Genomic DNA, 18,894 nt, shown 5'->3' on the forward strand with positions numbered 1-18,894 from the left:
CCTGTGTTCTGTCTCGCCACACAGGACATAATCACCTAAAATCGCCTGCTGCGGCGAACGGCTGCGTAATACTAAGGGCAGAGGGAACAAATTTCCACATGAAGCGAACCGCCTATTTTATCTCCGACGGTACAGGCATTACCGCCGAAACGTTGGGCAACAGTCTGTTGGCTCAGTTTGAAGCCATTGAATTTGAACGCATCACCCTGCCGTATATCGATTCAATCGAGAAGGCTGAGAAAGCCGTAGCCAAAATTAACCTGGCAGCGGAAAACAGCGGCGCTCCTGCCATTGTGTTCGACACCATTGTCGATAAAAAAATACGCACTATTATCGACTCAGCCAACGCCCTGAAGATCGATATTTTTGCCGCCTTCCTCGCGCCACTGGAAGCGGAACTGCAGGTTGAATCGTCCTACAGCGTGGGCAAATCCCATTCCCCCACAACCAGCACCAGCTATCTGGCGCGCATCGATGCGGTGAACTTCGCGCTGGATAACGACGACGGCGCCCGCACCCGCCAATATGCCGAAGCCGACATTATTCTGGTGGGCGTATCACGCTCAGGTAAAACGCCAACCTGCCTGTATCTGGCGATGCAGTTTGGCATTAAAGCGGCAAACTATCCGCTGACCGAAGAAGATATGGCCGACCTGAAATTGCCCAACAGCCTGGAACAACACCGCCACAAACTGTTTGGTCTGACCATCGACCCGGACCGTCTGGCTGCCATCCGCAATGAACGCCGCGCCAACAGCCGTTACGCGTCACTTAAGCAGTGCTATCACGAAATTGATGAAGTTGAGATGCTGTATCAGCGCGAGCAGATTCCGTTCCTGAGCACCACCGACCGTTCAATCGAGGAAATTTCGACCCGCATCATGGCCGAAACAGGTCTGCAGCGTCGCCTGCAGAGCTAAGCAAAATATGCGTCGTCAGCCCCGCTGGCGACGCTCATTCATCACTTTGGCAATGGTGCGCGGCTTGGTAAACACCAGGCTGTGATCAGCGTTATCCACCACATGGCATTGCCAGTCGGCACTTTGCTCTGCCAGCAAACGATGACGGCCAAGCATGGTCGCATGGCTCAATCCACCGACAAAACTGATGCCCGGCCAGGGTGCGATCCAGCCCGCGTAAGTTGCGCAGTCGTCCAGCAACATCTGACTGACCGCACGCAATGCCTGGGCAAAGCCCTGAGCATTTTCCTGTAAGCGCGCAATCGTCAGCCGGTCAACTTTGTCATTTCGCATGCGCTGCGGAGATACCGAATCCAGAAAAGTGAAATAAGCATCCACATCCTGCGGATTCTGTTCAACCCGGTCGGCAACGGTCAGATAATCATCCGCTTTCTGCCGTATTTTGCCGCAGTCAGCCGAAAACAGCATCGCCGGCTCCAGCAAAAAACATAAGCCCCGCGAACCATACTGCTGCAGATAACGCACGGCAACCATGCCGCCAAAGGAATAGCCGGCGATATCAGATTCCGTCCAATCGAGCGCTTCACACAACTCGCGAATCTGAAGCACATAGTCACTCAGGCGCGGCGGGGTATCCACGAGAAACCGGGAACGCCCCATACCGGCAAAGTCCGGTATTAGAATCTCATCCCATTCGTGGAGGTAATTCGCGACATAGGTCCAGGTCACTTCGCCCGGCACGCCGGCGCCGTGAAGCAGCAATAAACGGCGCGGCGCAGAAGCTTCGCGTAAAGACGGATACTGAAGCAGAAGCGCATGTTGCTCGCAGCCTGCAGTACGGCAATTAATCTGATGTTTTTCCATGCATCCATTCTACCTGCAGCGAAGCGGAAGCTGGCACGGATTCAGGAAAATAAATAATGAATGCAGAAACCTCAGTATCAAGAATACTGACCAGACTTTCCCGGTAAGCCTCAGAACGCCAGGTAGACAGATAACTTTGAGTAATCAGCTGCGGAATAAAATACAACGGCTGGAGCTGCTTATTCAATGCGATAAGCGCAACCGTAGCAGCTCCCTTCTCTGGCTCATCGGTTCCACGAAAATACAGATTCAGCGCGCGGCGTGCAGCACCATTACTGCCTGTCAGGCGAAAATACCATGCAGGCTTATCGCCTGAGCGGGTTTTGAAAGGAACCGACATTTGTGGCTGTGAAAAAACAACCGAATCATATTCCGGAATCGTTTCTTTAAACAGATGAGCATATTGTGCACAGCAACCGGCATCCCTTATCTCAGCGGCTACACGCAGTGGCGGCAGTAGTGAATGATCCGCCGCCTGCAACTGAGTAAGCTCCTCAACCTCGATATTAACCTGAGGAATTTCCTGACTTTGCAGGCGCCCCTGCGCATCAATCCAGGTATAAAAAGGAGGATTATCGGCGTTATCTTTTGCCAGTTTTTCCTGAAATTCTTCTTCCGTCAAAAAATCACTTTCCTGCGCATTACTTGCCTGCGGAATATTTTCAGGTTTTTCAGAAGGAGGTTTAATGCTGTTATGGATGCGCCCCTGCTCATCCACCCAGGTGAAATACTCCTGCTCAGCCCCGGCAGGAAATGCCAGAGCCAAGCAGAGCAGAATCAGAATTTGGTACGGAAGCTGATACCTGCTGCACCGATGGTCAGCTTGGTGTCTACATCCAGACCCGGATAAGGGTTGGTTACGGTACATGTCAGACAGTTACGGTTAATGGCATCACTTGAATTAGGGTATTCGCCGGTAGACTCAGCATTCTGAGGATCGGCGAGAATGGTTTCTTTAGACTGCATGAAACTCAGTGACAAATCCACTACCGTATCCAGATCCCACTGATACCCCATACCCACACTGTACAGCTTGGCAAAACCCAGCGGCGCCTGAATGCTGCGCGCGTCATCCGGAATTGAGCTTTTACGCGGCTCATAACCCAAGCGCAGCTTGATACGAGAATTCAGGTCGTACTGCATACCGAAACCAAAACTCCAGACGCTTTTATAGTTCAGCGGCTGGCGTAAAGAAGTATCGCTAACCAATGTCGGCGCCAGGGTTTTAGCGGTACTGAGGAAGCTTACCTGGCGGTCAAACTCAAATTCCAGCGCATCCCACTTATCGTAATCAGTCCAGCCGGCATCCATGTTTAACTGGTATTTATCCAGGAAACGTAATTTAACACCGGTCTGAAAGTGCTGCGGATACGTCAATTCAGTAGAAACGTGACCACTCTCTTTTCTCACACCAGTTGGTAACGAGAAGATAGCGCCGCCAATCGCACCAATAATGGATGAACGGAACTTACGGAAAAAATCGGAAAATTCATCGGTGTACTCGAGATCATAAGTACCCTTCAGACGCGATACAGCTTCACTCTGGTAACCTACGCCGAAAGCAAACCAGTCAGCCGGCTCCCATAAAAAGCCAAGGTTGAATGATGGCGACAGACTTTCTTCAGTGACAATTTTAAGAGTGCCCACATCTTCATAAGGTCCAACCTTACCACCACAAAGCGAAATTAATGGTGCCAGAGGATCATTACCGGTTGGTTTCCCTGTTGTATCATCAAAACAACCAAAAGCTGTCTGCAATTGCTCTAAAACACCAATCAGGACACTTGGCGCGCGAATATCCTGCACAACCGCTACCGCCTGATGAGAAAAAAGGAAACTGGCACCGACCGAAAACTCATCGGTTACCTTATAGCCAAAAGAAGGTGACAAATAAGTAAAACGCTGCAAAGCAACCTGTTTGGCCTGATAACGACCCGGGTCGTTATCGTCTTTGGCAAAACCTGCAGCCATTGGTGCATATACCGCATTGGCAAAGGTAAACTTTGATCCAGGTGGCTGAATGGATACGCCGCCGGTCGGCAGAGTCAGTACTGGCAATGTCATTGGCATAAGGCCAATGCCTGGAATATAGGCTGCCGCAGTCGCATGACTTTCAGCACGACCATCACTACCCAGAATCGGATCCTTGCGGATATCCAGAAGGCCAGCATCATCACTATTGTAATCATCCGGCAGACTAAAGGTCGCCTCAGAAGACAACAAAATATTCATCAGCTGAACCTGGATCTGCCGTCCTTCAAGCTTAGTCAGACCCGCCGGATTAAAATGAATATCCATAATTCCGACCGGGTCTGCTGTAACAGCATTACCCAGCGACATGGCTTTGGTATCCAGAAACAGGTTTTGAGCCAACTGTGCGCTGGCCAACCCTGGCACCAGAAAAATAAATAGGAAAAGAATGCGCATAATGCTTCGCCGAAACCCTGTTATTTTTATCGTTATAAAAGCCATAGCCTATTAGCTACCGGACGAAGGTTTCACACCCTCAATGTCGATCGGTAACGATAATCCAAGGATGATATCGGGAGATAACTCGGTCATACCAAAACCAACGTTGATATTGGCAATGGTTTTAGGTGAAACACGAACACCCAGCGCAAAGTTCATAATGCCGCTCATCTGACTGCCAGAAATAGAGTTCTGAGTTTCTCCGGTACTCGGCGTATATATTTGGAAGCGCGTACGATCGTTAAATGAGCCCTGAAAAGAAGCACTCAGTGACACGTCATAAGAAAGCGAGTACGCAAAACCCATAGAGAATGACAGGCTGTTACCCGGATGAACCTCTTGCAGAATAGAGCTGCCACGCACCTGATTCAGACCTTTTTCCGGCATGTTATAACCGTAGCTACCCGATCCGAACAGCACAACCGGATCGAGCACTTTGGATACGCTCAAACCACCACTCAGACTATAAGTACCTGAGCCGCTGGACAAGTTTCTATCCAGATCAATTTCGTAGGGACTGTCGCCGGTTTTCAGCTTCAGCGAACCAAAAACTGTCTGACTCATCTGCCCAGGGACATATTCGTAAGGCTGCCAGCGTACCGAGCCACTGATATCACCCAGCGCATAAGCGGTCAGTTCATCTTCGGTTTCAAATTTGGCAACCAGAGGCAGACGTGCACTCAGGGTCAGGTTATTAAATAAGCCATAGTCAAAAGTAAAGGCGTTGGTAAAGGTATGACTGGCAACCGGAGATACATCCGCATTGCGGATTGTAGAAGACCCAGTAGGCTTACCTTCAGAATCCACATTAGGCTCAATCACCAGATCAATACGCTGATCACCATAGTAGCTATAGTCGAAGTTATAATTCAGAGCCACGCCGCCCCGTTTCAGCAGAGAATAATTTTTCTCTGCTGCCTCAAACACTTCTTCCAGTGCTTTTTCAGTATCAGCATCATTATCCTGCTTGGTCAGCGCTTCACGGGCTTTTGACAAATCCTGAGCCTGGTCAGCGTGAACATTAGCCCCCCATGCAAGCAGCAGCGGTAGCGAGATCAGCGTGGTTCGAATAAACATGAATTTTCCTTAAATCCCGTATCGTTATTATTTTCTTCTGAAGCGCAGTTCTTTAACTAGGCTCTCATTAGGATCATTGGTGACTCTGACATTGAACTCATCCGAATTCACACCGTCAGCTGCATAGTCCAAATCGATTGTATAGAGCACATTGCCGTCTTCATCACGCATGGCCACATCCGGATCATTTTCATTGTCCTTAGGAAGCAGTCGAGGAACAAACGAGGACTTAGCATTATTACTCAGAGAGGCAATTTGATTACTGATGGCATCTTCATATTTCATAGCCATCAGCGGAAATTCCTTATAGCTGTTTTCCGCGATAATAAAATCAGAAACATAGCGCATATCTTCTTCGCGCAACTCCAGCCCACTGGCCGGTTTGTGACCGTTAGGGAAAACAATAAACAATACGTTATTATCCCAGACTTCAAGAAAACGACTCAGTGTAAAACTGATATTGCCTAACGCGGGATCAGCCAAGTACACACGGTTTTCATAGACGGCACGAATAACCACGAAGTGCTTGAAGCCAGCATATTCGATCGGCGCAATCGCCGGGTGATCCAACTCCAGTAAATCTTTGGCCTCAGCCTTGAACCCACCGGATGGATGCCCAAGCGCGGTAACCAGACGCTTCATATCCAGCAGTGAAAAACCACGACGCTGAACAATGCGTTCAGTCTCGCCAAAACGCAGCAGGCCTTCCATCACCTGACGCTCCTGAAAGTTACGTCCTAAATAAAAGTCGAGTAATGTGGTCAGTGCAGCAGAGCCGCAGGAATAGTCATACGCCTGGCGCACAACGTTATTGAATTTTTTAACGGACAGAGGCTCAACATTTACCAGCTGATCATACTGATAAGGCTCGTTCACGGCCACGCGAACAAAGGCATCACCCTGCTGGCGGTCGTTCACAATAGCCAACTCGTGAACCATGGCAAAGCCAATAATGGAACCTAGGAGAATGATAAACACAGATGATGGCCTGAGGCCCCTCCGACTTATTACTTGTTATTGTTATGGTGAGTCGAAGCTCATGTTACATAAAATCACACAAACGACCAACACAAAAAGTGTCAATTTCGTTTCTTTTTTGCCCTTTTATGCAAAATAAAATCCCAACAAGACAAATAAAAAAACCCGCCGAAGCGGGTTTTTTATTACGGCAACCTAAGCAGAACTTAGTGACCACGAATGGTTTGAGTTAAACCTGCAAGGTTGATATTGGATACAGTCAGAGAACCGACATTGCCACCACCAACACCAATTGCACCGACCGTTAATGTGCCATTAATGGCCCCCATTTGGATATTAACACCATCAGCATCTGCCCAAATTTTCTGGGAAACGTTAACCAAACCTTTCGCTGCCGTGCCATCATTAAAAGACAGATCCGTAATAGTTACAGCAGAAGAGCCTGCAACACGAGCCTGGTAAACATCATAGTCAGCACTTTCGTTGGCCGTTCCGTTACCATCCAAATCACCCACAGCCACAGAGCCTGCTTCTTTTGCTGTTCGCACTGCAAGCGCCTGCTGATCAGTATAACCGAAGATACCAACATCCAAGTCACGAATTGCAACCTGCATATCAGATTCAATTACAATACTTGCCGTATTGGCCATCTTGCTACCAACGATACCAAAACTACCCAGAGTCTCGGTCGCAATATCAACATTATTAATACGAGTAGTAGAGTTACTACCAATAGACAACTGCATCGACAAGCCACTAACCAGCTCACTGTTCAAAGTAGAAGCAGTTGAATCTTGAAGCTGAATGTCTGCCAGCGTAATACCCAGATCGACATTACTATCTGTAGACATACCAATCACCAGGTCACCATCACTATCAACATCGATAGTTTGAGACAGAGCCAACTCTGCATCTTGACCAACAACACCTGCCGCCTGGTTGGCAGCTGTATCGCCATACACGCCCTTAATGCCCAAGGTGTTCATCACCACCGAACCACCCTTAGGGGTTGTATCAAGGGCACCTTCATCTGTATCGGTATAGACGATCTGGCCAATGGTTATGCCCGTGGTAGGAACAGAGATATCGATTGTCACACCAGCCTGACCGGTGGTTGCAGACATAGTAGCGTCATCCAGAGCAACCATTTCTGCCTGAGCAGAGATTGATGCTGCTGCAATAGCCGCGGCGAGAGAAGCTTTCTTAAGGAATTTCATGTGCACACTCCTGATTATTTTTCTTAGGTTTCCGGGCATTTTCCGTGCCCTATCACCGATCCCATACCGTCAGGCCGTTACAGCCCCACCCGGTACAATCTCTGTGAATTTTTTAAAATTGGTTTCTGATTACAGTTTTCTTTATTCTTATTTCTGTTCAGGCAATTCGTAACTGCCCGGAGAATTGTTGAACAATCTATTATGGGGGTTTGGTGTTGTCCACCACTTTTTTACAATTAATTACACGCACTAACCCAACTCCCCATTACGACACTGGTACTTTCTGCTAAGCACCCCTTAATATTCTTTATAATTCAACAACTTAAACTTAAATGCACCTTAAAAAACTGGCCTGAAATGATACACAAAAAACTACCCTTCTCTGCCCTGGAAGCCCTCCTGTCAGGCCACTTATTGGATAATCCAATACTGATGTTTTCCGGCAAATCCCGGGGCGGTCATCAATCAAATGTGTCGCAAAACGCCCAATCCAGCAATTCAGAGGAGAGCACAGCGGTACTTGCCTGCCTTCCTGACAAGTCACTGACAGCCAGCAACAAGCAGGATCTCCAGCAGATACGCAAAGCCGTTCGGGAACACTCAGCAAGCAACCGCAACCGGCCACACTCCTCGCCAGTAACAGCGCCTTTTTGTAGCGGCTGGGCGGGCTACCTAAGCTACGAGGCCGGCAGGGTTCTGCAGGGGCTGCCTGCATCGCAATCAACTACCCCGCTTGCAGAGTTTTTTCACTACCCCTTGAGTATTTATCTGGATTTTGCTGAAAACAGCTGCAACCTGCAGAATCCACACAATCTGCCCGACACAGTCACGATTCCTTTTATCAATCACATTCAGGCAGCCATACAGAAGCACAGAAAAACAGATAACCCATCATCCCCACAGCAGCAATGGCAGAGCGGCTGGAGCAAGGAGCAATATCAGCAGGCCTTTGGCGCTACGCGTAATTATCTGGTAGCCGGTGATTGCTATCAGGTTAACCTGGCAATGCCTTTTCATTGCCAGTCAGACCTTACCAACCACAACCCGGCATCGCTGCTGCAAACCTTCAATGCACCCTTTTCGGCGTATCTGAAAACACCGGCACAGACACTGTTCAGCGTCAGCCCGGAGCGCTTTATCCGCATTGATGGTGACCGTATCGAAACCAAGCCAATCAAGGGCACCATTGCAAGGGGTGAAACGGCCGAAGCCGACGAACACAATCGTCAGTGGCTGGCCAACAGCCCCAAGAACCGTGCCGAGAATCTGATGATTGTGGATTTGCTGCGCAACGATCTGAGCCGCAGCGCCGAACCCTTCTCGGTCAAAGTGACCAAGCTGTTTGATATTGAGAGCCACGCCAATGTGCATCATATGGTCAGTACCATCGTAGCAACCAGACGCCCTGATCAGCACGCAGTGGATGTGATCTTTGACGCCCTGCCCGGCGGCTCAATCACGGGCGCGCCCAAGCGCCGGGCCATGGAGGTTATTGATGAGCTGGAACACGAACCACGCGGAGCCTATTGCGGTGTTCTGGGCTACTTCGATGATGCTGGCTATGCCGACTTCAACATTCTTATCCGCACCATCGCCGCAACTAAAAATGGAGCCGTCTGCTGGGGCGGAGGTGGTATAGTGATGGATTCCACCTGGGAAGATGAATGGCAGGAGATTCACAGCAAAGTAGGCCGCATTCTGAACACGCCGCTCTGAGCCTTTACCTGCCCCCTTTTCCACCCCCTCCAGACATCAGATGCCCTCCAGAAACAACAATGCCGGCAATTGCCGGCATTGTTGTTTTTACTGCTTTTGAGCGTTTTATGCTCAGAGAGTCAGATCGCGATTACTGGCTTTGATGAATTCCTTCTTCAGGTCTTCATAGGTGTGTACGGCCGGGAATTGCGGGAACTCATCAATCACATTCTGTGGCGCATGGAACAGGATGCCTGCATCGGCTTCCGCCAGCATAGTAGTGTCATTGTATGAGTCACCAGCCGCGATGGTACGGTAGTAAATAGTCTGCAGCGCACGGATTGACTGGCGTTTGGGATCAGCCTGACGCAGCTTGTAATCAACCACACGGCCGCTTTCGTCGGTGATCAGACGGTGGCAGAACAGGGTCGGAAAACCCAGCTGGCGCATCAGAGGCTGAGAGAATTCATAGAAAGTATCCGACAGGATAATCACCTGAAAGCGCTCACGCAGCCAGTTAACAAACTCCACCGCACCTTCAAGCGGCTTCAGGGTGGCAATCACCTCCTGAATATCCTGAATCTTCAGGTTATGCTCATCCAGAATGCGCAGGCGCTGTTTCATCAGCACGTCATAGTCGGGGATATCGCGCGTCGTTGCCTTCAGCTCTTCGATACCGGTTTTTTGGGCAAACTCAATCCAGATTTCCGGAACCAGTACACCCTCAAGGTCAAGACACGCGATTTCCATGAATACTCCACAATTAGACAGAAGACTGTTATTCGGCGCGTACTCTAGCCATATGCACCCCGATTGACAACATCCCTGCAGATACACACCATAATAGCGGCATAATAATATTCTTTTTTATTATTATTTGAGCTAAAAATGCCATGCTAATCTCCACCACAAAGAATGCACGGCGTCTGCCCTGGTGCCATCAGCGCAAGCCAACAGAAAACGCCGGCCCACAGCAACCGATTAGGCCAGAACCATGACCCAGGATTTTACCGCTCTCAATGAGCAATTTGCCGACAAGCGCCCGAAAGATCTGATCCGCCACGCCATCGAAAATCACGATGCAATCGCAGTATCCTTCAGCGGTGCCGAAGACGTTGTACTGATCGATATGGCCGTAAAAATTAAGCCTGATGTCGAAATTTTCACTCTGGATACCGGCCGCCTGCACCCTGAAACCTACGAATTTATCGAAGCGGTACGCAAACACTACAACATCAGCATCGACGTGCGTACGCCAGAGCAAGCTGCATTGCAGAACTTCGTGCGCGAAAAGGGTCTGTTCAGTTTCTACGAAGATGGCCATCAGGAATGCTGCGGCGTACGTAAGATCGCTCCCCTGAAAGCCAAGCTGGCGACACTTGACGCCTGGATCACCGGCCAGCGCCGTGATCAGAGCCCCGGCACGCGCAGCGATGTGCAACTGGTCGAAGCCGATGGTGCTTTTCAGGGGCGCAACGGTGAGCTGACCAAGTACAACCCACTGGCTCTGTGGAGCTCAGCCCAGGTGTGGGAATACATCAAAGTATTCGACGTGCCGTACAACAAGCTGCACGAACAGGGTTTTGTCAGCATCGGTTGTCAGCCATGCACCCGCCCAACCCTGCCCAACCAGCACGAACGTGAAGGCCGCTGGTGGTGGGAAGGCGCCGGCCACAAAGAATGTGGCCTGCACGCCGGTAATATCATCAGCAAGGGCTGATGCCAGACAACAAAAAAGCCGCTCACTGAGCGGCTTTTTTGTCACATGAATAAATCATCAATGCTCCGGCAAAGTCACTCCGGCAAACAGTTCATCAATTTCCTGCTTGTTATGACACTGCGCAGCCCGCTCAACCAGATCGCGGGTAAGATGCGGCGCAAAGGCGGCAATAAAATCGAACATATAACCACGCAGGAAGGTGCCTTTACGGAAGCCAATTTTGGTCACGCTGGACGCAAATAAGTGGCTGGCATCCAGTGCCACCAGATCATCATCCAGTTCTTTATCGAGCGCCATACTGGCAACAATACCCACACCGACACCAAGACGCACATAGGTCTTGATGACGTCGGAATCGGCCGCAGTAAAGGCAATGCGTGGCGTCAGGCCGCGGCTCTTAAAGGCATCATCCAGCTTGGAACGCCCGGTGAATCCGAAGACGTAGGTAACCAGTGGATAAGCGGCCACCTGCTCCAGCGTCGGCCTTGGGTGCTGCGCCAGCGGATGCGTGCGCGGCACCAGAATACTGCGGTTCCAGCGATAGCACGGCATCATAATAAGATCGCCGAACAGCTCCATCGCTTCGGTGGCAATAGCAAAATCGGTCGTGCCGTTGGCGGCCATTTCTGCAATCTGCATCGGTGTCCCCTGATGCATGTGCAGGGAAACATCCGGATACTGCTGCATAAACTTCTCGATTACGCCAGGCAGCGCATAGCGTGCCTGAGTATGCGTCGTCGCAATGGACAAACTGCCCTTGGCTTCATCGCTGAACTCCTGCGCAACCTGTTTAATGCTTTCAACTTTGCGCAAAATTTCGCCAGCCACCTGCAAAATGGCCTCGCCAGCAGGAGTGATTCGGGTAAGGTGCTTGCCGCTGCGGGCAAAAATCTCAACCCCCAGTTCATCCTCCAGCAGACGGATCTGCTTACTGATGCCCGGCTGCGAGGTATACAGCACCTGGGCTGTTGCCGACACGTTGAGGTCGTGATGCGCTACCTCCCAGATGTATCGCAATTGCTGCAATTTCATAATTCCTCCCTGCCAAACCTCAGTATTTGTTATAAAAATATAAACAAATATTCTTTTCCAGAATAGATGCCACCCTCTACATTAGCATCAATCGCCTCTCTTAGAGCCTCCTGTACTACTTTAGACCATATTTCATGGATATTTTGTTATATATAGCAGCTGGCGCTGGCGTTGGCTTGATTGTTGGCATGACAGGCATTGGCGGCGGCGCTCTGATGACCCCGCTTTTGTTGCTGTTTGGCTTCCCGCCGCAGGTCGCTGTAGGTACCGATCTGATGTATGCCGGCATTACCAAAGCAGGAGGCGCATGGAGCCACCACAGGCAGAGTCATGTCCGCTGGGCCTTAGTAAAACTGTTGGCACTGGGCAGCATTCCCAGTGCACTTCTGACCGGCCTGCTGCTTGAATATCTGTTCCAACACCCGGAAAACTACGCCCACCTGCTGCGCAATGCCCTTGGCATCATGCTGCTGCTCACGGCCGTGGTCATACTGCTGCGCAAACAGATCCAGCAATGGGCCAGCAGAGCCAGCTCACGCAACTGGGCCAGATGGCGACCTCAGGCTACTTTTGCTATGGGTGTTTTTCTCGGTGTATTCGTTACATTATCGTCGGTTGGCGCAGGCGCAATTGGCACCGCCATTCTGATGCTGCTTTATCCTGCATTGCGTTCAACCCACATTGTCGGCACCGATATTGCTCACGCGGTGCCGTTAACACTGTGCGCCGGCTTTATCCATATGTATCTGGGTAATGTTGATTTCGCTCTGCTCGGCGCTCTGTTAATCGGCTCTCTTCCGGCCATCCATGTTGGCAGCCACCTGAGCCGAAAAATGCCGGATGAACTGTTAAAGCCCATACTTGCCAGCCTGTTGCTGATGCTGGGAGCAAAATACGCATTCTTCTGATTCCTGCCCAGGTGCGCACCGGAAATGTTCACCCTCTTGTTTTTCACCTGACATTTCCTTAATTCCGCCAACACCCGGAGAAATCCGGTCTAGGCTTACAGAAAAATACGGAGGTATATCTGTGAGCACATCGGAAAAACTGTCATTGGAACAAGTTGCGGAAATTCTTGAACTCAAACCCGTCACTGTAAAACGCTATGCCCGCGAGGGTCTGCTTGACGGCGAAGAGACTCAGGGCACCTGGGTATTCGAAGCCGAAAAAGTAATGAAATTTAAAGAACTGCAAAGCAAGCTGCGCTGATTCCAGCAGCAACTTAAGCAAACAAATCCGCTGTATTTCCTGCAGCGGAATTGCCTCCGGCCCCCTCTCCCGGCCAATCAGCCATAGTACCCTGCCAAAACTTAACCAGATAACGTGCGAACTCCGGACAATCATGATTCCCGGCGGTATGCACAAAGAAATATGGCGACCGGCCCTCGCGCAGCCATTGCTGAATTTTAGTTTGCCACTGTTGCAGATACAGCAGATTCTGCTGCCAGTCTGAATGGCCGATAAAACGGACAACGGGATTCTGTGCCGTTGCCAGAGGATGCACCGGCAGGCGCGGCTTTTTACTTTGCGCATGAATAACCGCGTCTGTTATCGAGCCATCCCGGAACAAGCCACGGCTGTCAAAGACAACCCGATTAACTGCCAGCCGCTTTAACTCCTGCAACAACGTCACTTCGTGCTGATCTTTGAGGAAAAACCCCGGATGACGGCACTCAACCGCCAGCGGCAGCTTCACCAGCTGTTGTAATATTTCCAGCGCGGAAAATAGCTCTGCACTGCGCCGAGGTGTAAAGCTGACCGGCAATTGCAGTAACAGCACACCAACACGCTCACGCAGCGGAGTAATAAAATCCGCCAGCAACGGACCTTCTTTTAGCAGCTGACGGGGAATATCGCCTGCGTGACTGATACTTTTCGGCACTTTAAAACAAAAGCGGAAATGTTCAGGAACCTGCCGCGCCCAGCGCTCTGCCCGAGCAGCAGACGGCAGCCCATAAAAGGTGGTATTGCCTTCCACCGAGCTGAATACCTGCGAATAACTGCTCAGTGCGTCTGCGGCACCACAATGGGTATTCAGCAGCCTTCCTTTCCAGTCCGGCATAAACCACATAGGCAGGCCCAGATACAATTGCGCAGAATTGCGTGCATCTGTCAGCGGGAATGGATGTGCAAGCGGGTTATCATTTGTCATAATCGGGCATCATTGTAACAGAATTACATTCGCCCACATTCGCCCACAATCAGGAAGCAGAATGACTGACAATCGCGTAGAAGATCTCAATATTGAGTCGATTGTTCCGCTGATCACCCCGGAACAACTGAAAACCGACATGCCCAGCAGCGAAGCCGCTGTTGCCAGCGTACAGCAAGGCCGCCAGGTCGTGCGCGATATTCTGGACCGTAAAGACCACCGCATTTTTATCGTCGTTGGCCCCTGCTCTATCCATGACGTAGAAGCCGCCAAAGAATATGCAGCACGCCTGCGCGATCTGGCCGAAGAAGTCAGCGACACCCTGTATCTGGTAATGCGCGTTTACTTTGAAAAACCGCGCACCACCGTCGGCTGGAAAGGCCTGATCAACGATCCCTATATGAACGATACGTTCAAGATCCAGGACGGTCTGCACATTGCCCGCCGCCTGCTGATTGATCTCGCCGAGTTCGGCCTGCCTTTATCGACTGAGGCGCTGGATCCTATTTCTCCGCAATACCTGCAGGATCTGATCACTTGGTCAGCCATCGGTGCGCGCACCACCGAATCCCAGACTCACCGTGAAATGGCCTCTGGCCTGTCTTCTGCTGTTGGCTTTAAAAACGGCACTGACGGCAGCCTGACCGTTGCCACCAATGCCCTGATGTCGGTTGCCAACCCGCACCGTTTCCTCGGTATTGATCAGGGCGGTAAAGTATCCATCGTATCGACTAAGGGTAACCCGTATGGTCACGTGGTTTTACGTGGCGGCGGCGGCAAGCCGAACTACGACTCAGTGAATATTTCCCTCGCCGAACAGGCGCTGGCGAAATCCGATCTGGCGCAGAACATCATGGTTGACTGCAGCCATGAAAACTCCAATAAAAACCCGGCGTTACAGCCTCTGGTTATGGATAATGTCACCAACCAGATTCTGGAAGGCAACAAATCCATTATCGGCCTGATGGTGGAATCCAATCTGAAACATGGCCGCCAGAACATCCCGGCCAATCTCGACGATCTGGAATACGGTTTGTCAGTTACCGATGGCTGCATCAGCTGGGACGAAACAGCAGAAGCCATCCGCAGCATGCGCAATAAACTGAAAGACGTACTGCCAAAGCGTAACGCCTGATTAACATCCGGCGCGCATAAAAAAACCCGCTGATGCGGGTTTTTTTATGCTGACCAGGCGGAGAACATTACTTATCCCAATCGTCTCCCCAGTCTTCTTCATCATCGAAATCGTCAAAGTCATCTTCGAACTCATCCTGCACAACGCCATCGTTAATCAGATATTCGCGGCGCTGCAGATAAAAGCTGCGGATAAAGGTATAACGATCGCCGGAGATCAGCCCCTCAGAGGCAATTAAGTCGGCACGCAGGTCAACCCCACGCACGGTATAAAGCCCAATCTCCTGTGCGTAGTTGTTGCCAATTCCGGTGTAGCCCAGATCACTCTGGTAGTCGATCAACAGGCCAGTACCATCACGCAAAGTGCTGGGCCCAAGGAACGGCAACATCAGATAAGGTCCGCTGCCCACGCCCCAGTAGCCAAGCGTCTGACCAAAATCTTCGTCATGCTTTGGCAGGCCAATATGCGTAGCCACATCAAACACGCCAAAGAACCCAACAGTGCTGTTAATAAGAAAACGGGCTGTATCTGATAACGCCTGCCCCATTTTCAGCTGGCCAATATCATTAACGATAACCAGCACATCACCAAGGTTGGAGAAAAAATGCGTCACCGACTGATCGACAGGCTCGGGGGTTATGTACTGATACCCCTGCGCCAGAGGCTTGGCGATGTATTTATCCAGATTTTCATTAAACGCAAATACAGAGCGATTAAACCCTTCCCAGGGGTCTGGATCTGTCGTCTCTGCCGCCCAGCTTAATGAAGAAGCAAGGCATAAGGGGAGCAACCATGGTGCGCGCATCATGAATTCTCTACTGTAAATTTCGCATCATTAAAACAGCTCAGAACCGATAAAAACAGACCCACGCGCACCACGAACGCAACACGTACGGAACACTCTATTGCGCCCGATAACGTTGCTCAATCCAGTAGTCCAGACTGAACCAGCGGCCAGCCCCCTGAAAAAACAAAACCAGCAGCATCAGCAGATAGGTGACGCCCCATTCAATACCGTTATTGGACACCACAAAACTGTAACGTCCATCCGCCGTCAGCCAGGCATAGTTGCCATATTCCTGCAATATTTCACGTGCCCGTTCCAGACGGGTTAATGCCTCTGCTGTCGCCGCCGTGGCTCCCGGAGAATTCAGATCCGCAACCGCCTGCCAACCATGATCCCAGTGCACGGTAAAAATGGCGACCAGCATGGTAATCATAAGGGGCACAGCAATGTAACGGGTGCCAAGCCCCAGCAGCAGCAAAACCGCACCGCCCACTTCAGCAGCCGTCGCCAGAAATGCCATCAGCCAGGGGAAAGGTAACCCCAATCCCCAATCGCTGTTACCAAACCATTCAACCACATTATCAAAGCCGGCCACTTTATTCATACCGGCTACCCAAAAAACAGCAGCCAGGTACAGGCGCAAAGCAAGAGGAGCCAAAAAATCGAAAGCACGGGTTGAATTTAACCGGTCGTGCTGCGCATCAAGAAAACTGACTAACGACATAACATATTCCTCAGATTAATCCGCTTCGGTTACGGCCTGAACACCGGTAATTAATCCCTGCCCGGCCCATTGCTGCAGAATAGCCATACCACCGGCAACTGCAGCTTCGCTGACACTCATTCCGGCCTGTTGCAGTAACGTGCAGACAGCGTCATAGCCACTGAGCGTTTGTTCTTTCAGCAGAGCCAGTAATTGCAGGGTAAAAGGATTGGTTTCGATAAAGCGGACCTGATCATCCGGTGCACGATAAACGATCAGCGCCGTTGCTTTCGCTTCAGGGAATTTATTCTGTAACGATATTTCGTGTACCGGATACTGATAAAGAAAACCTTCAGCCACCGCCACCAAGGGAATGCCGGCTGCCAGATTCTGTTCAGTCAACTCACTCTTCAGTCCGGTAGTATCAGCAGCAACAGCGATATCAAGCGCAAGCTCCAGCCACTCATAATGGGCCAGCTCATAAAAATACTCAGGATCATCAGCGTCAGGCTGATAATGCGTTTCGAGATAAGTCAGGAATTCACGCGGAATTTCCAGAAAATAAGGACTCTGGGCGCGGTAACTGGCAAAAAAATCACGCGCTAAGGCCTGCCAGCGAGATTCGCCCAGCACTTCGGCACAGACCGGAAAGGTTGTGTCCAGAAAGCCTTTAACGTTATTAAAAAACAGTTCGCGATAAACTGACAGGCGGCGCTCATCGATACTCCCGGGCGCAGCTACCACCTCCGGATTGCGCAGATGAGCGGCAAATTCCCGCTGCAGTTTAAGGTGTTCATTATGCTCAGCGACTGACACGAATACCTCCGCTGATCAGAGAACCATTTTTTACAGTGCGCTCAGCCTCGTCCTGATACTGGCGGATAATATCAAGCTCAGCCACTAATTCAGCCACCTCCGGGAAGTTAAAATCCCGTTCCAGCAGCGTAGGCAGCACCCCATGACACTGATAAGCATGCTGCAACAATTGCCAGACATCGGCTTTAACCGCATTACCATGGGTATCGACCAACAGGTCATCGGCTTCATCGTAATGACCGGCAATATGCAGATAGCGGATACGTTCTGATGGCATGGCGCGGATATAAGCCAACGCATCCTGACCATGGTTAATACTGTTCACATAAACATTATTAACATCCAGCAGCAGGTCGCAGTCGGCCTTTTCCAGCACGGCACAGACAAAATCCTGCTCCGACATTTCTTTACCGGGCTCGGCATAGGTCGACACATTTTCGATAATCAGACGCTGCCCGAGAATATCCTGCACCCGCATAATGCGCTCAGCGACATAATTAACGGCAGTTTCGGTCATCGGAATAGGCATCAGATCATATAAATGACCATCATCACTGCAATAGCTCAGGTGCTCGCTGTAGGCCTTAATGCCATGCTCCTGCATAAAGCTTCTGACCGAGCGGACCAGTGCTTCATCGAGTGGTGTCGGGCCACCCAGAGATAAAGACAGACCATGACAAAGAAAATCATACCGTTCAGTAAACTGGCGTAACTGTTTGCCAAAACGGCCACCAATTCCGATCCAGTTTTCCGGCGCAATTTCCATAAAATCAATCGCCGAATCCGGCACGTCTGCCAGCGGGCCCATCAAAGCCCGCCGCAAACCCAACCCGGCTCCGGAAACGAAGTGGGAGGATGTTTTCATCGTTATTTATCTGCGCCGCATTTGCCTTCAGCTTTCGTTTTGCTGGCACCGCACTTGCCTTCGCCGCACTTACCTTCAGCATTTGCCTTGGGCTTTTCAGCACCACATTTGCCTTCGCCGCATTTGCCTTCGGATTTGGTTTTTTCTGCGCCGCACTTGCCTTCAGATTTTGTTTTTTCGGCGCCGCATTTACCTTCACCGCACTTGCCTTCATGGTTTGCAGCCAGCTTATAACCAGACTGTAACTCGGCGGATGCAAATGGGTTTTCAGCAGCAGAGGCTACCGGCGCCTGAGCCAGCGCGGCAATAAAGGCGGTACCCAGTACAGCAGCAACGGGTTTCATTGTTTTCTTAGCCATGATGTAGTCCTGTTCATTGGTTTTTAAGAGTCTGGCCCCGCGTCCGTAGAGCGGAGGCTGACACATTAGTGCCCGGAAAAGGTAATTAATTCAACCCTTTTGCAG

The 18,894-nt window shown here is 50.6% G+C and carries 20 protein-coding genes; 6 read left to right on the forward strand and 14 right to left on the reverse strand.

Features of this window, described 5'->3' with window-relative positions; translation table 11 throughout:
• Positions 1–98: 98 nt before the first annotated feature.
• The gene (gene ppsR, locus HUF18_RS15045; RefSeq protein ID WP_145468797.1) at positions 99–920 is read left to right on the forward strand and encodes a posphoenolpyruvate synthetase regulatory kinase/phosphorylase PpsR; all 822 of its coding nucleotides are present in this window, start codon (positions 99–101) and stop codon (positions 918–920) included.
• Between the two features lie 15 nt (positions 921–935).
• Here ppsR and HUF18_RS15050 read toward each other — a convergent pair whose 3' ends face one another.
• The 6 genes from HUF18_RS15050 to HUF18_RS15075 form a co-directional block, all read right to left on the reverse strand.
• Positions 936–1,784 carry an alpha/beta fold hydrolase gene (locus HUF18_RS15050; protein WP_225692757.1) on the reverse strand — a complete coding sequence of 283 codons (849 nt, stop codon included), beginning with the start codon at positions 1,782–1,784 and terminating at the stop codon, positions 936–938.
• Complete coding sequence (locus HUF18_RS15055) at positions 1,765–2,652, reverse strand: DUF4124 domain-containing protein (RefSeq protein ID WP_225692758.1); 888 nt, start codon at positions 2,650–2,652, stop codon at positions 1,765–1,767. Before HUF18_RS15055 ends, HUF18_RS15050 begins: the two co-directional genes overlap by 20 nt.
• Entirely contained in the window at positions 2,562–4,211 is a 1,650-nt protein-coding gene (locus HUF18_RS15060; protein ID WP_225692759.1) for an OmpP1/FadL family transporter, read from the reverse strand. Before HUF18_RS15060 ends, HUF18_RS15055 begins: the two co-directional genes overlap by 91 nt.
• A gap of 51 nt (positions 4,212–4,262) precedes the next feature.
• Positions 4,263–5,330: a transporter gene (locus HUF18_RS15065; RefSeq protein ID WP_225692760.1), complete on the reverse strand. Its 1,068-nt coding sequence runs from the start codon at positions 5,328–5,330 to the stop codon at positions 4,263–4,265.
• 27 nt (positions 5,331–5,357) lie between these two features.
• Positions 5,358–6,308, reverse strand: a complete 951-nt coding sequence (locus HUF18_RS15070; protein WP_225692761.1) for a C39 family peptidase — start codon at positions 6,306–6,308, stop codon at positions 5,358–5,360.
• A 206-nt stretch (positions 6,309–6,514) separates the two neighbouring features.
• A complete protein-coding gene (locus tag HUF18_RS15075; RefSeq protein WP_225692762.1) occupies positions 6,515–7,525 on the reverse strand; it encodes a DUF6160 family protein in 1,011 nt (336 codons plus the stop codon).
• A 432-nt stretch (positions 7,526–7,957) separates the two neighbouring features.
• On the opposite strand from HUF18_RS15075, the gene pabB reads away from it, so the two are divergent.
• Positions 7,958–9,241, forward strand: a complete 1,284-nt coding sequence (gene pabB / locus HUF18_RS15080; protein WP_225692815.1) for an aminodeoxychorismate synthase component I — start codon at positions 7,958–7,960, stop codon at positions 9,239–9,241.
• 111 nt (positions 9,242–9,352) lie between these two features.
• Here pabB and thrH read toward each other — a convergent pair whose 3' ends face one another.
• Positions 9,353–9,970 carry a bifunctional phosphoserine phosphatase/homoserine phosphotransferase ThrH gene (thrH, locus tag HUF18_RS15085; protein ID WP_225692763.1) on the reverse strand — a complete coding sequence of 206 codons (618 nt, stop codon included), beginning with the start codon at positions 9,968–9,970 and terminating at the stop codon, positions 9,353–9,355.
• A gap of 244 nt (positions 9,971–10,214) precedes the next feature.
• On the opposite strand from thrH, the gene HUF18_RS15090 reads away from it, so the two are divergent.
• Positions 10,215–10,940 carry a phosphoadenylyl-sulfate reductase gene (locus HUF18_RS15090; RefSeq protein ID WP_225692764.1) on the forward strand — a complete coding sequence of 242 codons (726 nt, stop codon included), beginning with the start codon at positions 10,215–10,217 and terminating at the stop codon, positions 10,938–10,940.
• A gap of 57 nt (positions 10,941–10,997) precedes the next feature.
• Here the strand turns inward: HUF18_RS15090 and cysB are convergent, their stop codons facing one another.
• On the reverse strand, positions 10,998–11,972 hold the full coding sequence (gene cysB / locus HUF18_RS15095; RefSeq protein WP_145468806.1) for an HTH-type transcriptional regulator CysB: 975 nt from the start codon (positions 11,970–11,972) through the stop codon (positions 10,998–11,000).
• Positions 11,973–12,106: 134 nt separating this feature from the next.
• Here cysB and HUF18_RS15100 point away from each other — a divergent pair, with 134 nt between their 5' ends.
• Together HUF18_RS15100 and HUF18_RS15105 are read left to right on the forward strand one after the other, a co-directional pair.
• Positions 12,107–12,880, forward strand: coding sequence for a sulfite exporter TauE/SafE family protein (locus HUF18_RS15100; protein WP_225692765.1), 774 nt, complete (start codon positions 12,107–12,109; stop codon positions 12,878–12,880).
• Between the two features lie 121 nt (positions 12,881–13,001).
• Positions 13,002–13,181: a helix-turn-helix domain-containing protein gene (locus HUF18_RS15105; protein WP_186435878.1), complete on the forward strand. Its 180-nt coding sequence runs from the start codon at positions 13,002–13,004 to the stop codon at positions 13,179–13,181.
• 13 nt (positions 13,182–13,194) lie between these two features.
• On the opposite strand, the gene HUF18_RS15110 is transcribed toward HUF18_RS15105, so the two are convergent.
• Positions 13,195–14,124, reverse strand: a complete 930-nt coding sequence (locus HUF18_RS15110) for a DUF72 domain-containing protein (protein WP_225692766.1) — start codon at positions 14,122–14,124, stop codon at positions 13,195–13,197.
• A 61-nt stretch (positions 14,125–14,185) separates the two neighbouring features.
• Here HUF18_RS15110 and HUF18_RS15115 point away from each other — a divergent pair, with 61 nt between their 5' ends.
• Entirely contained in the window at positions 14,186–15,259 is a 1,074-nt protein-coding gene (locus HUF18_RS15115) for a 3-deoxy-7-phosphoheptulonate synthase (RefSeq protein WP_145468809.1), read from the forward strand.
• Between the two features lie 67 nt (positions 15,260–15,326).
• Here HUF18_RS15115 and HUF18_RS15120 read toward each other — a convergent pair whose 3' ends face one another.
• From HUF18_RS15120 to HUF18_RS15140, 5 genes are all read right to left on the reverse strand, one after another.
• Positions 15,327–16,067 carry an MlaA family lipoprotein gene (locus HUF18_RS15120; RefSeq protein WP_225692767.1) on the reverse strand — a complete coding sequence of 247 codons (741 nt, stop codon included), beginning with the start codon at positions 16,065–16,067 and terminating at the stop codon, positions 15,327–15,329.
• Between the two features lie 94 nt (positions 16,068–16,161).
• Entirely contained in the window at positions 16,162–16,770 is a 609-nt protein-coding gene (locus tag HUF18_RS15125; protein ID WP_145468811.1) for an HvfX family Cu-binding RiPP maturation protein, read from the reverse strand.
• A 15-nt stretch (positions 16,771–16,785) separates the two neighbouring features.
• The gene (locus tag HUF18_RS15130; protein WP_225692768.1) at positions 16,786–17,565 is read right to left on the reverse strand and encodes an HvfC family RiPP maturation protein; all 780 of its coding nucleotides are present in this window, start codon (positions 17,563–17,565) and stop codon (positions 16,786–16,788) included.
• On the reverse strand, positions 17,552–18,430 hold the full coding sequence (locus HUF18_RS15135; protein ID WP_225692769.1) for an HvfB family MNIO-type RiPP peptide maturase: 879 nt from the start codon (positions 18,428–18,430) through the stop codon (positions 17,552–17,554). Before HUF18_RS15135 ends, HUF18_RS15130 begins: the two co-directional genes overlap by 14 nt.
• 2 nt (positions 18,431–18,432) lie before the next feature.
• Positions 18,433–18,789, reverse strand: a complete 357-nt coding sequence (locus tag HUF18_RS15140) for an HvfA family oxazolone/thioamide-modified RiPP metallophore (RefSeq protein ID WP_225692770.1) — start codon at positions 18,787–18,789, stop codon at positions 18,433–18,435.
• Between the last annotated feature and the right edge of the window lie 105 nt (positions 18,790–18,894).

It is taken from the genome of Thalassolituus sp. ST750PaO-4, from assembly GCF_020320405.1.
Classification (GTDB): Bacteria; Pseudomonadota; Gammaproteobacteria; order Pseudomonadales; family Oceanobacteraceae; genus Venatoribacter; species Venatoribacter alkanivorans.

What these genes read in the sequence shown, in the direction of transcription:
- ppsR (WP_145468797.1), top strand. Translation starts at nt 99, where the DNA reads ATGAAGCGAACCGCCTATTTTATCTCCGACGGTACAGGCATTACCGCC.
- HUF18_RS15050 (WP_225692757.1), bottom strand. Translation starts at nt 1,784, where the DNA reads ATGGAAAAACATCAGATTAATTGCCGTACTGCAGGCTGCGAGCAACAT.
- HUF18_RS15055 (WP_225692758.1), bottom strand. Translation starts at nt 2,652, where the DNA reads ATGTACCGTAACCAACCCTTATCCGGGTCTGGATGTAGACACCAAGCT.
- HUF18_RS15060 (WP_225692759.1), bottom strand. Translation starts at nt 4,211, where the DNA reads ATGCGCATTCTTTTCCTATTTATTTTTCTGGTGCCAGGGTTGGCCAGC.
- HUF18_RS15065 (WP_225692760.1), bottom strand. Translation starts at nt 5,330, where the DNA reads ATGTTTATTCGAACCACGCTGATCTCGCTACCGCTGCTGCTTGCATGG.
- HUF18_RS15075 (WP_225692762.1), bottom strand. Translation starts at nt 7,525, where the DNA reads ATGAAATTCCTTAAGAAAGCTTCTCTCGCCGCGGCTATTGCAGCAGCA.
- pabB (WP_225692815.1), top strand. Translation starts at nt 7,958, where the DNA reads ATGTTTTCCGGCAAATCCCGGGGCGGTCATCAATCAAATGTGTCGCAA.
- thrH (WP_225692763.1), bottom strand. Translation starts at nt 9,970, where the DNA reads ATGGAAATCGCGTGTCTTGACCTTGAGGGTGTACTGGTTCCGGAAATC.
- HUF18_RS15090 (WP_225692764.1), top strand. Translation starts at nt 10,215, where the DNA reads ATGACCCAGGATTTTACCGCTCTCAATGAGCAATTTGCCGACAAGCGC.
- cysB (WP_145468806.1), bottom strand. Translation starts at nt 11,972, where the DNA reads ATGAAATTGCAGCAATTGCGATACATCTGGGAGGTAGCGCATCACGAC.
- HUF18_RS15100 (WP_225692765.1), top strand. Translation starts at nt 12,107, where the DNA reads ATGGATATTTTGTTATATATAGCAGCTGGCGCTGGCGTTGGCTTGATT.
- HUF18_RS15110 (WP_225692766.1), bottom strand. Translation starts at nt 14,124, where the DNA reads ATGACAAATGATAACCCGCTTGCACATCCATTCCCGCTGACAGATGCA.
- HUF18_RS15115 (WP_145468809.1), top strand. Translation starts at nt 14,186, where the DNA reads ATGACTGACAATCGCGTAGAAGATCTCAATATTGAGTCGATTGTTCCG.
- HUF18_RS15120 (WP_225692767.1), bottom strand. Translation starts at nt 16,067, where the DNA reads ATGATGCGCGCACCATGGTTGCTCCCCTTATGCCTTGCTTCTTCATTA.
- HUF18_RS15125 (WP_145468811.1), bottom strand. Translation starts at nt 16,770, where the DNA reads ATGTCGTTAGTCAGTTTTCTTGATGCGCAGCACGACCGGTTAAATTCA.
- HUF18_RS15135 (WP_225692769.1), bottom strand. Translation starts at nt 18,430, where the DNA reads ATGAAAACATCCTCCCACTTCGTTTCCGGAGCCGGGTTGGGTTTGCGG.
- HUF18_RS15140 (WP_225692770.1), bottom strand. Translation starts at nt 18,789, where the DNA reads ATGGCTAAGAAAACAATGAAACCCGTTGCTGCTGTACTGGGTACCGCC.